Origin of the sequence: Paenibacillus sp. FSL H7-0943 (assembly GCF_037963265.1) — a bacterium.
Taxonomy (GTDB): Bacteria; Bacillota; Bacilli; order Paenibacillales; family Paenibacillaceae; genus Paenibacillus_AQ; species Paenibacillus_AQ odorifer.
Genome location: NZ_CP150148.1, coordinates 3,048,552 through 3,063,456, shown reverse-complemented (window position 1 = coordinate 3,063,456; position 14,905 = coordinate 3,048,552). Strand labels below are relative to the sequence as shown.

The 14,905-nt window shown below is 45.9% G+C and carries 12 protein-coding genes; 1 reads left to right on the top strand and 11 read right to left on the bottom strand.

What is annotated here, in order from left to right; all coding sequences use genetic code 11:
- Nucleotides 1–103: 103 nt before the first annotated feature.
- From NSQ55_RS13320 to NSQ55_RS13310, 3 genes are all read right to left on the bottom strand, one after another.
- Nucleotides 104–970: a transglutaminase family protein gene (locus NSQ55_RS13320; RefSeq protein ID WP_339173860.1), complete on the bottom strand. Its 867-nt coding sequence runs from the start codon at nt 968–970 to the stop codon at nt 104–106.
- A complete protein-coding gene (locus tag NSQ55_RS13315) occupies nt 967–1,920 on the bottom strand; it encodes an alpha-E domain-containing protein (RefSeq protein WP_076104260.1) in 954 nt (317 codons plus the stop codon). Before NSQ55_RS13315 ends, NSQ55_RS13320 begins: the two co-directional genes overlap by 4 nt.
- Before the next feature lie 75 nt (nt 1,921–1,995).
- Nucleotides 1,996–3,459, bottom strand: coding sequence for a circularly permuted type 2 ATP-grasp protein (locus tag NSQ55_RS13310; RefSeq protein WP_036686502.1), 1,464 nt, complete (start codon nt 3,457–3,459; stop codon nt 1,996–1,998).
- Between the two features lie 354 nt (nt 3,460–3,813).
- On the opposite strand from NSQ55_RS13310, the gene NSQ55_RS13305 reads away from it, so the two are divergent.
- A complete protein-coding gene (locus NSQ55_RS13305; protein ID WP_339173855.1) occupies nt 3,814–4,692 on the top strand; it encodes a DUF1835 domain-containing protein in 879 nt (292 codons plus the stop codon).
- Nucleotides 4,693–4,816: 124 nt separating this feature from the next.
- Here NSQ55_RS13305 and ftsY read toward each other — a convergent pair whose 3' ends face one another.
- From ftsY to NSQ55_RS13265, 8 genes are all read right to left on the bottom strand, one after another.
- A complete protein-coding gene (ftsY, locus tag NSQ55_RS13300) occupies nt 4,817–5,824 on the bottom strand; it encodes a signal recognition particle-docking protein FtsY (protein ID WP_076183732.1) in 1,008 nt (335 codons plus the stop codon).
- 36 nt (nt 5,825–5,860) lie between these two features.
- Nucleotides 5,861–9,430 carry a chromosome segregation protein SMC gene (smc, locus tag NSQ55_RS13295; RefSeq protein ID WP_076126122.1) on the bottom strand — a complete coding sequence of 1,190 codons (3,570 nt, stop codon included), beginning with the start codon at nt 9,428–9,430 and terminating at the stop codon, nt 5,861–5,863.
- A 197-nt stretch (nt 9,431–9,627) separates the two neighbouring features.
- Nucleotides 9,628–10,332, bottom strand: a complete 705-nt coding sequence (rnc, locus tag NSQ55_RS13290; RefSeq protein ID WP_038570606.1) for a ribonuclease III — start codon at nt 10,330–10,332, stop codon at nt 9,628–9,630.
- A 15-nt stretch (nt 10,333–10,347) separates the two neighbouring features.
- Nucleotides 10,348–11,583: a beta-ketoacyl-ACP synthase II gene (gene fabF / locus NSQ55_RS13285; protein WP_076101782.1), complete on the bottom strand. Its 1,236-nt coding sequence runs from the start codon at nt 11,581–11,583 to the stop codon at nt 10,348–10,350.
- A 218-nt stretch (nt 11,584–11,801) separates the two neighbouring features.
- Nucleotides 11,802–12,035, bottom strand: a complete 234-nt coding sequence (locus NSQ55_RS13280; RefSeq protein ID WP_036686493.1) for an acyl carrier protein — start codon at nt 12,033–12,035, stop codon at nt 11,802–11,804.
- Between the two features lie 125 nt (nt 12,036–12,160).
- A complete protein-coding gene (gene fabG / locus NSQ55_RS13275; RefSeq protein ID WP_036686492.1) occupies nt 12,161–12,910 on the bottom strand; it encodes a 3-oxoacyl-[acyl-carrier-protein] reductase in 750 nt (249 codons plus the stop codon).
- A gap of 54 nt (nt 12,911–12,964) precedes the next feature.
- On the bottom strand, nt 12,965–13,888 hold the full coding sequence (gene fabD / locus NSQ55_RS13270) for an ACP S-malonyltransferase (protein ID WP_339173847.1): 924 nt from the start codon (nt 13,886–13,888) through the stop codon (nt 12,965–12,967).
- 21 nt (nt 13,889–13,909) lie between these two features.
- The gene (locus NSQ55_RS13265) at nt 13,910–14,899 is read right to left on the bottom strand and encodes a beta-ketoacyl-ACP synthase III (protein ID WP_139329841.1); all 990 of its coding nucleotides are present in this window, start codon (nt 14,897–14,899) and stop codon (nt 13,910–13,912) included.
- Nucleotides 14,900–14,905 lie beyond the last annotated feature (6 nt).

The window sequence follows — 14,905 nt, the reverse complement described above, 5'->3', positions numbered from 1 at the left end:
AAATCTCCCCATTCGATAAGATGAGCGGAGAGTTTGTTTCGAATATTTAGAGTATTTAAAATATTTTGATTGTTTCGATGTTCGATGTTTCGATTATTTCAATTCAGTTATCCAGCTTGCGTACGTCCACTTTTACAGTTAGTGTGCCTGCTCCACCGCGATATACCCCTTTTACAGGTACTATATCTTTATAATCCCGTCCATGACCCAGCTTGATATAACGCCAGTTCACTTCAACATTATTCGTCGGATCAAAACCAAGCCAGCCCGTACCCGGAATATGGGTCTCCACCCAAGCATGTGAAGCCTGCTCGAAATTAGCATTGCTGCTCTGTAGATCACCGACAAAATGATATCCACTAACATATCTTGAAGGCAGACCCACACTGCGGCAGACAGCGATCATAAGATGAGCATAATCCTGACAGACACCCCGCTTAAGCTTCAGGGCTTTTTTTACCGTTGTATTTACGCTTGTTGCCTCAGGATCATAGGTGAACTGTTCATAAATCGTCGAAGATAACTTCAGAATCCATTCATACATATCCTCAGCTTCACTAAAAGGGTACTGGGAGGCGAACTCCACTAATTCAGGAGTCACCTCGGTATAACGGGTCGGCAAAATAAACTCAATATATCGGTTCTGAAACTTTTCATCATTTAATAGCTTAACTTGCTCTTCAAGGTTGGTTCGCGGAAGATCGGTACCCTGAGCTTTATCTAGCGTTACTACAGTAGCTTTAGTATGAATGACCATTTCCGTATGTGGCTTATTAACCGAATAGGCATGCACCCGATTACCGAAGAAATCCTCATACGTTAATAGATTAGCTGCCGGAGATACTTCAACCTCATGGTGATAACAGGATTGCCGATAGTTGGTGCGTGGGGTAAGCCTGATTTCATTGACACTGTCCGTAACCGGCTCTGGATAACTGTATGTGGTGGTGTGATTGATTTGAATCTTCATACAGATACTCCTTCTCGCCGAAAAAAGGCGCCCTCCATCGTTTTGCCCAGTCTTTGGCAAGATATTACAAGTGATTGCAGCACATCTTCCACCAGCTCACCGGACATTTCCTCTTTCTCCATATAATCCAGCTCTGCCTTCAGCTTTCCTGCTTGACGGATGACCTTCTCATGACCTGAGCCTTTTTCTGAGGAATCTAATTCAAGTCTAGCTAAATGCTCTTCCAGCTGGTGAAAAGAAAAGCGGATCGAACGTGGAAATTTGGGATTTGCGATCAAAAAATCTAAAATGCTCTCCGGTGACATAGCATCTGCATAGTAACGGCGAAATGCCTGATACCCACTTACCGATTTCAGCACAGCCTGTAACTGAATATAAATTGCATTAAGCTCTTTAAAACGGCAAGAGGCAATAACTGCCTGCAAAATACGCGTCGTATTCTCTGCCCGTTCCAGAAAACGGCCGCTCTCTATAAAATGCCATTCATTTCCCCTAAGCATTACGGATTGTTCTGCTCCTAGAAACATAGCCGCACGTTCCTTCACCTGCTGGTAGAAATGATGTGGGCCACTCATAATATCAGCGACTGACCGCTCCCCAAGCCATAGATTAAAGCTGTTGACGATATCCCATAGCTCACTTGGAAGATGCTGACGCAGTGTGCGAAGATTATTTCTAGCATGATGTACGCAAGAGAATAATGAATTCGAATTGCCCAAATCGAGTGTAATAAAGGATAACACGTCCTGTTCAGAAAAGGTTTCGAACTGCTGCAAATATTCACTTCGAACTCCTAATGCATCGATAAGCCTCGACCATTTATGTCCTTCTTCCTGAAAATCCTCTTCCTGCTGGATATGATAATGTACATTGATTAGCCGCGCATGATTCTCTGCCCTTTCAATATATCGGCCGATCCAGAATAAAGCCTCCGCATTTCGATTCAGCATCTTTAGCCACTCCTTTATCCTCCAAATTGATGCTGCATATTTTTGATTCACAATCAAGACTTACAAGATAATAGATCAAGCCATAACCCAAGTATCCTTTACGCCACCGCCTTGCGAGGAATTCACAACCAGTGAACCTTCTTTCATAGCCACTCGTGTTAATCCACCAGGTATGACATGCGGCTTCCGGTCTGCGCCCATTAATACAAAAGCCCGAAGATCTATATGCCGGGGTGCCATAGTGCCTCCCGACAATACTGGCGCTCTGGACAAGGACATAATTGGTTGGGCCACATAACGGTCCGGATCGGCGATAATTTTCATTCGGAACTCCGCTAATTCTTCTTTGGTCGCCTCACTTCCGATCAACATCCCATATCCTCCGGATAATGAGGTTTCTTTAACAACCATTTCGGATAGGTTCTCAAGAACATACAGGCGTTCATCGGGTCGGGACAACAAATACGTCGGCACATTACCAAGGATCGGCTCTTCATTCAGATAATAACGAATCATATCCGGTACATAGACATACATCGCTTTATCATCTGCAACACCGGTTCCCGGCGCATTAGCAATCGCTATGTTGCCTGCCCTATACGCATTCATAAGTCCTGCCACACCCAATAAAGAATCAGGTTGAAAGGCTAGCGGATCAATGTAATCATCATCCAACCGACGATACAGCACATCCACGCGACGCAGTCCGTTCATTTCTTTCAAATATATTTTGTGATCCTTTGTTACCAAATCTCGTCCTTCGACCAAATGTATACCCATCTGCTGTGCCAAAAAAGCATGTTCATAATATGCAGAATTGTATTCTCCAGGCGTTAGGAGTGCTATAACCGGATCTGACCTTCTTGAAGGAGATAGACTACGAAGCACGGATAAGAAGCGATTTAAGCTATGATCTACATCTCGGATGGAGCTGGCAAAGGACAATTCAGGAAACAATTGATTCATAAGAGTTCTGCCTTTAAAAAGATAGGAAAAGCCGGAGGGTGTTCGCAGGTTGTCTTCAAGTACATAATAATGCCCATCGTGGTGGCGGATCAGATCGATTCCTGAGGTGGTGATATAAGCTCCACCGGGCACTCGCAGACCTGACATTTCTGGCCGGAAGTAACAGTTGGAAATAATCATACGCCTAGGGACGATGCCATCTTTAACAATGTATTGCTCATGGTAAATGTCATGAATGAATAAATTCAAAGCTGTGATACGCTGAATAATTCCAGCTTCTAGCCTCTCCCACTCATTCTTAGGGATAATACGTGGAATCATATCGAAGGGGATCGTTCGCTCCATAGGATGATCCTGAGCCGGGTTATAAAGCGTAAAGGTAATTCCTTCTTCCATCATCCTACGCTGCATTAAATTTTGCTTCCCTTGCAGCTCTTCGGAGCTCATTCCGGAAAACATGCGATTCACATGTCTGTAGTGCGGCCGGACATTCCTCTTATCAGCATACATTTCATCGAAAAAATGCTGTAATGGATACGGAGACAGACCTGGCAGAGGATCTAATTTGGACATGAGCCCGACTCCTTTCGATAGATGTAATCTTTATTAACAACTTATACTTCCATTTCAGAAAACACCCATGAAAATATTGGTTTATATTCTCATAATACGTAAATCCACTCGTTCATGTCAACATATATAACAGAGAAATGTGATTCCGGAGATATTTGTATTTTTTGGAATCGCTTCCTTTCTCTCTTATATAGGTTGCCGGAGATGAAATGTAGATTCATCATTGAATTGTATGCAGGAAGTGTGACAAGCATTACTGTTATGAATTTTTCATATAATGTATTTTTTATATAGTTGCCTGAGGATGTGGATTCATTGAGTATGGTATAATTTGTTGCGATGGGAGAGTGACCTATGGAGCACAAATATACTATGTCAATTGAGCAGGAAGAGACTAGGCGGAATCACATTTATCTGTTATTTGGCCTGTCTGAAGCGGGATCAATGAAGGTAGCCCTTAGTCATCTGGGTTGTCGTCATTTAATACGAGTACTTTCATTTAATGAGACGTTCTCTGCTGGACCGTTGCGTGGATTACATAATAATGAAGGCTATCATACCCGTGAGTTATGGTTTCAGGAACGATTTCCGGATCAGGGTTATCATTTAAATCCCCAGCATAAACTGGCAGCCATGATTCAGACCTTAAAAGAAATTCCCGAGGACAAAAAAATCACTATTTGGTGCGGAGATAACTCCCATGATCAGACAGGTTTACGATTTGCACTTTCTATTCTTAGTGAGAGGACGCAACCTATTCATGTTATTGATTCAGTCAAGGCTTATAGGGAGATTGCCGCTTCATTTGAAATCGGCTTATATCCCAGAGCACTTAGTCAGCTCCCAAATGAAGTTCTGCAAAAAATTATAGAAATTACCGAAAACACATCCCCTATCACCTCCGCTCAAAGAAAACAGTATGAACTAGAATGGCAAAAAATCAGCAACACCGAGGATTTGCTTAGAGTTTGGGCTGATGGCCAGCTTATGAATGTTCCCGAGAGTTACTATGACGAAGAAATTCTTTCTTTAATTCTGCAATTTCAACAGTATGAGGATCGAGATGGCTACGTAAATGCAGGTCTAGTTGTAGGCACAATTATAGGGCAATGGAATTTGTATCTCAGTACCTCATTCATAGAATATCGCTTCTGGAGGCTAATTAGTGAGGGAAAGCTGTTATTTAAAGGGATCCCTTACGCGATGCATTTATACTTTCTAAAAGTCGCTTAGCAGTTGCTACAAAATGACGGACAAACCCTTTATAAAAAAGAAAAGGAATGCCCTCCTAACTAAATATAGCTTCGAGGGCATTCCTTGTAAATATGACTTCTTTATGATTATATTGTGCTGTTGATTACACTTGCTCTTCCGATTCTTCTAACTCTTCTTCCTCGGCAATTAATCCGGCAAAAAGAGCATGTACGAACTGCTGCGAATCAAATGGCTGCAAGTCTTCCATTTTTTCTCCAAGACCTACAAACTTCACCGGCAAATTCATTTCCTGACGAATCGCTACAACGATTCCGCCTTTAGCCGTACCGTCCAGCTTCGTCAAAACCAAGCCAGTGACACCACTCTTTTCACCAAATAACTTGGCTTGCGTAAGTGCATTTTGACCCGTCGTAGCATCTAGCACCATCAGTACCTCATGTGGAGCACTTGGGATTTCTCTTTGAATGACGCGGAAGATTTTGTTGAGCTCTTCCATCAGATTGCTTTTATTCTGCAGTCTGCCAGCAGTATCGCAGATTAAGATATCCACATTGCGCTGTTTAGCCGCTTGCACCGCATCGTACATTACAGCCGCCGGGTCAGAGCCTGCTTGTTGTTTAATAACATCTACGCCTGCGCGTTGGCCCCAAACCTCAAGCTGCTCAATCGCTCCAGCACGGAACGTATCCCCTGCAGCCAAAAGAACTTTTTTACCTTCTTGTTTGTAACGATGAGCCAGCTTGCCGATGGTAGTCGTCTTGCCCACGCCATTGACCCCAACGAACAAAATAACCGTAATTCCATTCGGATTTTCCTTCAGGCTGTTATCATCATCTCCGCGCAGCAGCTCCATAAGTTTACGGGACAAAATCGGCTTCAGCTCGGCAGCATCTTCAATCCGATTTTGCTTCACTTCGGCACGCAAATCCTCGACAAGGGTCATAACAGTGTTTACACCCACGTCTGCACCAATCAAAATCTCTTCCAGCTCTTCGTAGAACTCTTCATCTATCTTTTTGCGGCGGATGATAAGGTCGGAGACCTTCTCTACAAAACCTTTACGGGTTTTCTCTAATCCGTCGCGGAATTGTTTCGTTACACTTTCCGTTTTGCCGGAAATGCTTTCTTTTAATTTTCTAAAAAAGCTCATTTGGTTCCTCCTAAAAGTTTCTCTTCTTTGATGAATTTAAGCAATCTCAGCTTCTTCATCCTCTAAACGTACTGAGACGAGCTTGGAGACGCCGCCCTCTTCCATCGTTACTCCGTATAACACGTCCGCCTCTTCCATCGTTCCTTTGCGGTGTGTAACGACGATGAACTGAGTTTGTTCAGAGAACTCGCGTAAATACTGTGCAAAACGAACAACGTTCGCTTCATCGAGCGCAGCCTCGACCTCATCCAATACGCAGAACGGAACTGGCTTCACTTGCAAAATAGCAAACAATAACGCCATCGCTGTTAGAGCGCGTTCACCGCCAGATAAAAGCTGCAGATTTTGCAATTTTTTACCCGGTGGTTGGGCTACGATATCTATACCTGTTTCCAGCATATGTTCCGGATCCAGAAGCATGAGATCCGCTCGCCCGCCGCCGAACAGCTTTGAGAACACGGTCCCGAACTGTTTGCGGATCGCATCAAAGGTCTGTTTGAAACGTTTGGACATTTCATCTTCCATCTCGCGGATTACTTGATACAAGGTAGTCTTAGCTTCGACTAGATCATCTTTTTGTCCACTGAGGAACGTATACCGTTCATGGACCCGCTGATATTCTTCGATCGCCCCTAAGTTAACCTCTCCTAGCGCAGAAATACTGCGCTTCAAACGCTGTACATCGGCTTGTGCGGCAGGTACATCTTCAGGCACTGGATATCTCTGTTTTGCTAATTCATAACTTAGCTCGTAGTCATCACTCAGCTTGCGGAGAATATTATCCAGCTCCACATCGAGTCGACCGACAGAAACTTCAGTGGCACGCAGCTTGTCCTCGACTACTTTAAGGGCCTGACGTTGATCTTTAGTCTTGCCTTCCTCAAGTTCCAGCTTACGGGTTAACGCTGTACGCTCAGCACGCGCAAAATCCAAAGTTCCAGTCGTCTCTTCCTTCTTCAAGCGGTAACTGTTCAAATCTTCCTTCTGCTTCACAGCTTCCAAAGCATTGTTAGCCAGATCCTGTTCAATCGTATGTAACAGATTTCGATTCTGGCGCAGCTCCTTGTCCTGTGAACCCACATCTTGTCTTAGGCGACGTAACTGCTCCTCCAGGGAGAATATCTCCTGATCGAGCTTGCCTTCCGAGACTTTCATACTGGTCAACTTGCCTTGCAGCTCTTCCTTAGCTGATTCATTCGCTTTACGCGCTGATTCAGCGTTACGGATACCCTCATGGGCTTCCTTTTCTTCCTTTTCAAGGCGTTCAAGCTCAGCAGTGGCTTGCTTCCGCGTCTCTTCAAGCGCACGTACTTCATTCTCAAAGCCGCTGCGTTCCGCACCTGTGCTCTCCACTTGCTCCTGCACATGCCGAAGCTCATGCTCGAGCTGCTTCAAATCACCGGAGACTCTTTGCTCTTCCAGTCTTTTCTCATCGCCATCACGGCGCAGGTCCTCCAGCTTCACGCTAGCGTTCTCCTGCTCCTCACGAAGTCTGGCAATGCCTTGCTTCAGCTTCACTATTTGACGTTCGCTTTCTTCAATCTCACTGCTTAATTGATCCAGCTGACGTTTACGGCTAAGCAAGCTATTATTCTTCTTATGCTGGCTACCCCCGGTCATCGAACCGCCGGCATTAACTACATCGCCTTCCAGGGTAACTACCCGATAACGATATTGGCATCTAGCGGCGATACGGTTCGCTTGCTCCAAGCTCTCCGCAATAACCACATTGCCGAGCAAACTGCCAATAATGCTAGTATATTTATCATCGTAACCAACAAGTTCGGAACCAATTCCAACAAATCCGTCAGCATCACCCACCATACCACGGTCACTGCCAGAAATCTGGCGCGGCCGGATAACATCTAGTGGAAGAAAGGTAGCTCGTCCCAGCTGACGTTGCTTTAGAAATGATATCGCTTGGCGGGACACAGTCTCATTATCCATGACCACATGCTGAAGTGATGCGCCTAGAGCAGTCTCAATCGCCATTTCCAGCTTCTCCGGAACAGAGATCAGCTCCGCAACCGCACCATGCACACCGTTGAGCTGTCCTTTGCGCGCACCCTTGAGCACTTCTTTAACCCCAAGCATGAAGCCGTCGAAATCATCCTGCATCTCTTTCATGGTCTCATGACGAGAGACTTGCGCTTCCCGCTTCTGTTCCCATTTCCGAAGACCGGACTGTGTTTCTTCGATCAGCTTCTGACGTTTACTGAGCTGCTCACTTTCAGTGATATAAGCCCCGCGAAGATTGCTAAGCTCCTTCCCCAGCTGGGCAATCTTGTCCTTCAGCCCTTTCTGGTTGGCAGACAACTCTTCATGCCGGGCTGTCCATTTGCCGCTTTCTTCTTCACTGCGGCTCATACGACGTTCCAGATTCTCCTTTTGCTGATCCGCGTAACGAATTTCGTTACGTGCATTCGCCATAAGGTTCATTAGCTCCAAAAGAGCACTTTTGAGCTTTTCTTCCTGGCTCTGGCTAATCCCGTCTGCCACACCTTCAAGCCTTGTCTCTTCATCTTCGATCTGTTTCCGAAGATCCACAAGCTTAAGCCGCGATTGCTCAAGCTTAAGCTCCAGATCCACGACTTCACGCTGACGATCTGCAGAACGCTCGCCAACCGAACCTAACGTGAGCATTAACTGCTCACGATTACTTTCCAGATTACGTTTGCGTTCCCTCAGCACTTCACCGTAACCTTCGCTCTTCTCAAATGCTTCGCTATAACGCAGCAATTGCTCTTGCTGCTTCTCGATCTGTGCTTCGATTGTGCGCAGTTCAGATCGCCCGCTCTCCAGCTTGGCATCATGAGCCGAAACCACAGTAGACAGCTCCAGCTGCTCGTCCTTCAACGTTTCAAGCTTAGCGTTACCTTCCTGCCAAGCGGTATGAATGCCTTCAATCTGGTGTACGTATACTGAAATTTCCTGATGTTTTAATTGTTCGCGAAGTTCCTTAAAGCGGATAGCTTTCTCGGACTGATCCTTAAGTGGCCCAATCTGATCCTCAAGCTCACTGATCAAATCATGAATACGAAGCAGGTTCTGCTCAGTATCATCCAGCTTTCGACTTGCGTCTTTCTTGCGCGATTTATATTTTACAATACCTGATGCTTCTTCAAAGATGCCTCGCCGATCTTCGGAACGAGTACTTAGAATCTCTTCAATCCTACCCTGCCCGATAATCGAATAGGCTTCACGTCCGATACCAGTATCCATAAACAGCTCTGTGATATCCTTCAGACGGCAGGATTGCTTATTAATTAAATATTCACTATCTCCACTGCGGTGGACTCTCCGAGTCACTGTAACTTCGCTGAAATCCAGCGGAAGTGTGTGATCTTCATTATCAAGCGTAAGTGATACTTCGCCATAATTCACGGCTTTACGCGCATCACTTCCAGCAAAAATGATATCCTCCATCTTGCCGCCACGCAGTGATTTAGCACTCTGTTCGCCGAGTACCCAGCGTATGCCGTCAGAAATATTGCTTTTGCCGCTTCCGTTCGGGCCAACTACAGCCGTTATACCGCGCACAAACTCCATTTCTGTTTTGTCGGCAAATGATTTAAAACCAGCTAATTCTATCCGTTTCAAAAACATACTTGCCAATCACCTCTGACCCATTATACCATAGCGTTTGTACCCTAAAAAACCATTAAGATGTACCTTATCCTTTGTAACGCGGAACATATAAGTTCTTATATTGTCGAAAAAGAGCAGCAACGGTCTGAGCTCCGCCTAAACGCCGGTATTCAGACCTTTGCTGCTCTCCTCCGCTTGTCCCCTTGATGCAAAACTCAGGCACCGTCCTCTTTCAGATGCAAAAGTGCTGCTGCTGCAGCCTGCTGCTCTGCTTCCTTCTTGGACCGGCCGCTTCCTTTACCAAGTGAACGGTTAGCCATATACACCTCTGAGACGAATTCACGCTCATGTGCAGGTCCCCGTTCTTCTATAATTCGATATTCCAATGTACCCATATTGTGCTGCTGAATTAGCTCTTGCAGTTCCGTCTTATAATCGGTCATCTGCATTTGCAATTTCCCATCCGTCTCCACGAGAGGAAATACGTGATTATCAAGAAAACTCCGCACTGTTTCCAGTCCTTGGTCGAGATAAAGCGCTCCCACGAAGGATTCGAATACATCAGCCAGCAGGGCCGGGCGAGTACGTCCGCCCGTAAGTTCTTCCCCTTTGCCCAATAGTACATAACGGCCAAAACCTAAACTCTCCGCAAACTTGACCAGTGAAGGCTCGCATACAATAGCGGCCCGCAGCTTGGTCAACTCTCCCTCAGGTCGGTCTGGCAATAGATTGTACAAATATTCAGAAACCGTTAACTCCAGAACTGCATCCCCAAGAAATTCGAGACGCTCATTGTCCTGATGCTGATTGAAACGGTGTTCATTCACATAGGATGCATGGGTAAAGGCCTGCTTCAGAAGCACAGAATCGTGAAATTGGATTTGAAGTTGCTGTTGTAACTGCTTCAGTTCTCCTTTCACCGCACTGTCCCCTTACTAATTATATTTTTTTAGAATAACTGTTGCGTTATGTCCCCCGAAGCCGAACGAATTCGACATTACAATATCAAGATCAGCTTTACGTGGCACATTTGGTACATAATCCAGATCACATTCCGGGTCTTGGTTGTCCAAATTAATCGTTGGCGCAATCATCCCTTTTTGCAAAGAAAGGCCACAGATAATAGCTTCTACTCCACCAGCAGCACCCAGAAGGTGACCTGTCATGGATTTCGTCGAACTAATTGCCACTTTATAGGCATGGTCACCCAATGCTTTTTTAACAGCAGCAGTTTCTGATCTATCTCCTACAGGCGTTGAAGTACCATGAGCATTGATGTAATCAATATCTTCAGGAGAGATACCAGCATCCCGGATTGCCATCTTCATGCAGCGAGCTGCACCATCTGGATCAGGCTCAGTCATATGATGAGCATCTGCGCTTAGACCATAACCGATAACCTCAGCATAGATCTTCGCTCCACGTTTCTCAGCATGTTCGAGTGATTCCAGAATAAGAATCCCGGCACCTTCACCCATAACAAAACCATCGCGATCCACATCAAACGGACGACTTGCCTTCTCAGGCTCATCATTGCGAGTGGACATTGCTCTCATAGCACAAAAACCAGCCATACCTGTTGGACGAATGGTCGCTTCGGAACCACCGCAGATCATTGCATCTGCGTCTCCACGTTGAATCAAGCGGAAGGATTCCCCAATGGAGTGACTTCCTGTAGCACAAGCAGTTACTGTCGTCGTATTAGGACCCTTTGCACCAAGGTTAATGGACAACTGCCCAGAACCCATGTTAGCGATCATCATCGGAATGAAGAACGGACTAACCCGCTTCGGTCCTTTTTCAAGCAACAAGTTATGATTGTCTTCCCAAGTTCCAAGACCACCAATACCTGATCCTACAGATACACCTATTCTTTCGGCATCAATATCTTCACCGATCTTAAGTCCGCTATCTCGCAATGCGTCCTCACCGGCAGCCACTGCAAATTGTACAAAACGGTCCATTTTGCGGGCTTCCTTACGACCAAAAAGTGCCTCTGGATCGAAATCTTTAACAGAGGATGCTATTTGCGTAGTATACTCACTGACATCAAAGGTCTCAACCTGTGATACACCGGATTTGCCGCTCATAAGATTATCCCAGAACGTCTCCAAATCTTTGCCCAATGATGTAACTACGCCCATCCCGGTAACAACCACTCTATGACTCAAACACAATCACCCCATCTATAGGTTGTATACATTATATTCAGAACTTATATACTTTCTGTTGCTACTATATGAACAGCGATAACCGCATCATTAACCATCCTGCGGTTCTGTTATATCCCTTATATAGTTGCTCAAGGCAACCTTTGATTCATCTTTAATGCTCTATAAATGAGGAGAAGTCCCGCCCTAGCAGGAACGGGACTCTCAATCATATGACTCTAGGTATGAGATTGTATGTACTTCACAACTTCACCCACGGTCGTAATCGTCTCTGCATCTTCATCAGAGATTTCCATATCGAATTCATCTTCCAATTCCATAACCAATTCTACTACATCAAGAGAATCAGCACCTAAATCATCTTTGAAAGACGCTTCTAATGTTACCTCAGCTTCATCGGCACCTAAGCGGTCGATGACAATGCGTTTTACACGCTCTAATACATCGGACATCCGGTTCACCTCCTCTTTTGGTATTATACGAGATATGAGTTCAAAATACCATAGAGCGTCAAAAACGCTTTCTTTATCCCTCACATTTCAGCATTAAAACAGTGTAATTTCTCCTTGACGGAGAGTTACATATACATCCCGCCATCCACGTGTAGTGTCTGGCCGGTCATATACGCAGCGCCTTCAGAGGCCAGGAAGACTACAGCCATAGCAATCTCTTCAGGACGCCCCAGACGAGCAAGTGGAATGCCCTTCTCAAGCTCACTGCGCACTTCCTCAGAGAGCTCACGCGTCATATCTGTATCAATGAAGCCAGGAGCGATACAGTTCACCGTGATCCCCCGTGAGGAAAGCTCACGAGCCGATGCCTTCGTTAAACCGATGACACCTGCCTTAGCTGCGGAGTAATTAGCTTGTCCAGGATTTCCTGTTACACCTACTACGGAAGAAATATTGATAATTCGCCCGTAGCGTTGCTTCATCATAGGGCGTGTAGCTGCCTTTAGGCAGTTAAACACCCCTTTTAGATTCGTTTCGATCACTTGATCGAACTCTTCTTCTTTCATGCGCATAATCAGGTTGTCTCTGGTAATGCCGGCATTATTGACAACAATGTCAATACGTCCCCAGGTATTCAGAACCTCTTTGACAAGGTTCTCGGCCTGTTCACTATTGCCGACATCGCCACGAAGGGCAATACCCTCCGAGCCAAGCTCGACAATCCGAGCTACGGTCTCTTGTGCGGCTGCTTCACTGCCCGCATAGTTCACGGCCACCTTCACGCCATGTTCCGCGAGAGCAAGTGCAATACTGCGGCCGATGCCGCGAGAACCACCAGTTACAAGGGCCGTTTGACCCCGCAATGCTGAGAACATCATTTATTCCCCTTTCGATCATATTGCTATTGATAAACAATGTTTGAACGTATCTTACAAGACAGCTTGCACACTTTCAAGTGTGTTAATGTTGATTACTTTGACCGTTTTGTCTATTTTGCGGATCAGACCTGCCAGAACACTGCCAGAACCAATTTCCACAAAAGTATCCACACCATCAGCAATCAGCCATTCAATACTGTCTTGCCAGAGCACAGGGGAGTACACCTGGCGAACAAGCAGTTCACGGATTTCTTCAGGATCCATTACAGGTGCTGCGGTAACATTGACAATAACAGGTACAGCCGGAGCATTAAAAGTAACACTCTTCAGCTCGTCTGCCAAGCGGTCTGCCGCAGCCTTCATCATCGAAGAGTGAAAAGGTCCACTTACTTCCAGCGGAATAGCCCGCTTTCCGCCTGCTTCCTTAACACGCTGCACAACACCGTTAACCCCGGCTTGTGAACCAGAAACAACAATCTGTCCCGGGCAGTTCACATTCGCCAGTTCTACCACGCCGCTCTCCTCGGATACGCTCCGGCATAATTCTGCCAGAGCATCCCGCTCCGCACCAAGCACTGCAGCCATAGCTCCCTGTCCACCTGGAACAGCTTCCTCCATAAAACGACCGCGTAAACGCACGAGTCTTACAGCATCTTCATAGGACAATACGCCTGCCGCAACCAGTGCGCTGTATTCTCCTAGGCTATGACCAGCTACATAATCCGGCTTCATCCCTTGATCACGTAATGCTTCCAGATAAGCCACGCTTGCTGTTAGCAGAGCCGGTTGCGTATTTACGGTCTGTTTCAAATCACTGTCAGGTCCTTCAAAAATCAGCTGGCTCAGTGGAAATCCGAGCACCTCATCACCTTTTTCGAATACCGCGCGGCTGTGCGGAAGAGCTTCATATACATCTCTACCCATTCCAACTGCCTGTGCACCCTGACCGGGAAAGACAAATGCGATTTTACTCATAAGTAAGAACTCCTTCCTCTATTACCAGATCAATACGGACGCGCCCCAAGTCAAGCCACCGCCGAATCCAACCATCAGAACCGTGTCGCCTTCCTTCATGCGTCCTTCTTCCGCCGCTTCAACTAGAGCTAGAGGAATAGAAGCTGCTGATGTATTAGCATATTTATCAACATTGATTACACATTTCTCCGGTGGCAGGTCAAGCCGCTGCATAGCGGATTGAATGATACGAATATTCGCTTGATGCGGTACGAACAAATCAATATCTTCTTTACCTAATCCGGCTTTAGTAAGCACACGTTCTGTAGCTGAGCCCATAACACGAACGGCAAACTTAAACACTTCACGGCCATTCATATAGATGAAATGTTTCTTGTCTTCAACCGTCTGCTGAGATGCAGGCAAGCGCGAACCCCCAGCTTCCAGCTTAAGCAAGTTTCCTCCAGAACCTTCAGCACCCAGATCGAAGGATTGGAAACCGCGTCCCTCTGGAACTTCACCGATGATTACTGCTCCTGCACCATCGCCAAACAGTACACAGGTGTTACGATCCGTATAATCAGTGATGCGGGATAAAGTGTCCGCACCAATTATGAGTGCATTATTGTACATTCCGTTCTGAATAAAGCCAACCGCAGTAGCTAGGCTGTATACAAAACCAGAGCAGGCTGCTGACAAGTCAAATGCCGCAGCACCTTTTGCTCCAAGTTTATCCTGCAAAATGCAGGCTGTGGAAGGAAAGGAGCTATCAGGGGTTACCGTTGCAATAATAATAAGATCCAGATCTTCGGCTTTCATGCCTGCAGAATCCAAAGCTTTAAGTGCAGCTTCATAGGCTAAATCAGAAGTTGCCTCATGTGGTGCAGCGATATGTCTTTCACGGATCCCTGTCCGACTGACGATCCATTCATCGTTAGTCTCCACTATTTTTTCTAGATCACTGTTTGTTAAAATTTTCTCAGGTACATATTTACCCGTACCGATAATCCCAACCGGCCGCAACTGTTTCATTTCGTC